Consider the following 1,431-nt stretch of genomic DNA (forward strand, 5'->3'; position numbering starts at 1 on the left):
TGGAACTCTGGATCCTCGCCCTGACTTTACCTTCGGCACAGGGCGCCCCGCCGATCACGCTAGGAGATCTGCAGGCCCCCGTTGATGTCGTAGGTCGCTGCGTGATGTAGCCGGCGTCGGGTCCCACCAGGAAGCAGATCAGGGCGGCAATGTCGTCAACAGTTCCTACCCGGCCCATCAGGATGTCCTTGGACATATCCTGTTTGCGCCGTCATGTCTATTCAGTAATGTCCTTGGCGCAGCATGAGCAGTCCGGTTCCGTGCTGGTCGTGCCCTGCGGCGCGCTCGAGAGCGTGGCGGGTGTGGAGACTGGTGCCGAAGTCTCGGCAGAACCGTCCTTCTGATGCGTGTCGAACGTTCCGGTCAATGGGCTGCAACAGGCGTCGCCTTTCCATGCCTCGAGGCCTTCCTTGACCGCGACGGCGGCGATGATCATGGCCGCAATGGGATCCGCCCAGGACCAGCCGAGGGTGCTGTTGAGCAGCAGCCCTGCAAGCAGCACTCCCGAGAGGTAGGTGCAGAGCAGGGTTTGTTTGGAGTCCGCGACAGCGGACCGTGATCCGAGCTCACGCCCTGCCCGGCGCTGGGCCCAGGACAGGAAGGGCATGACGGCCAGGCTGACCGCGGCCAGAAGGATTCCCACCGGTGAGTGCTGGGCTTCGACACCGGCAAGGAGACTGCGGACGGCGTCGAAGGTCACAAAGGCGGCGAGCCCGAAGAATGAGAAGGCGATCAGCCGCAGTGCTGTCTTTTCGCGGGCTTCAGGGTCGCGGCCGGCGAACTGCCAGGCGACGGCGGCCGCGGAGAGCACTTCAACGATGGAGTCCAGACCGAATCCGATCAAAGCACTCGAGGAAGCGAGGGTGCCCGCAGTGAGGGCGATGGTGGCTTCAATAATGTTGTACGTGATCGTCGCAGCGACAAACAGGCGGATCCGCCCTGAGAGAATGGCCCGGCGCTCCACTGTGGGCCTGGGGCGTGCGGCTGTTGAGGTTGTCACCTGCAGCACGCCTCTCCGTCACCATGCTCTTCCTTGGAGACGCGGCTGCACATCGGGTCACTGACTACGACGACGTGCAGGAGCGCTGACAGCGCCTCTCCCAGTTTCTGATCGGCCAGTTCGTAGCGAATGCGCCGCCCTTCGACGGCGGCGACTACCAGCCCGCAACCCCGCAGACACGAAAGGTGATTGGACAGCCGCTGTTTGCTGACACCGGCCAACTCGGCAAGCTCTCCTGGGTAGGACGGCCCCTCGCGCAGGGTAAGCAGAATCCGGGACCGCACAGGATCCGAGAGAGCATAGCCAAATCGGGCAAGGACGGCATGCTGGGTAAGTGTTTCCACCCGCCACATAGTACACGGTTCTATGTACTATGTGGCGGGTGGACCTTCTGGAACTCTGGATCCTCGCCCTGACTTTACCTTCGGCAC

2 protein-coding genes and 1 pseudogene are annotated in these 1,431 nt (G+C 63.0%); all 3 read right to left on the minus strand.

The genetic code is table 11. The features are described 5' to 3' along the window. Positions 1–59 precede the first annotated feature (59 nt). Positions 60–208, minus strand: a pseudogene (locus tag Y703_RS22600) (SDR family oxidoreductase); the annotation flags it as partial. Between the two features lie 9 nt (positions 209–217). Next, on the minus strand, positions 218–1,000 hold the full coding sequence (locus Y703_RS17945) for a cation diffusion facilitator family transporter (RefSeq protein ID WP_155849402.1): 783 nt from the start codon (positions 998–1,000) through the stop codon (positions 218–220). Continuing rightward, positions 997–1,344 carry an ArsR/SmtB family transcription factor gene (locus Y703_RS17950; protein WP_253907934.1) on the minus strand — a complete coding sequence of 116 codons (348 nt, stop codon included), beginning with the start codon at positions 1,342–1,344 and terminating at the stop codon, positions 997–999. The genes Y703_RS17945 and Y703_RS17950 overlap by 4 nt, the downstream gene beginning before the upstream one ends. Positions 1,345–1,431: the final 87 nt, after the last annotated feature.

Origin of the sequence: Arthrobacter sp. H20 (genome assembly GCF_000520515.1) — a bacterium.
Lineage (GTDB): Bacteria > Actinomycetota > Actinomycetes > Actinomycetales > Micrococcaceae > Arthrobacter_D.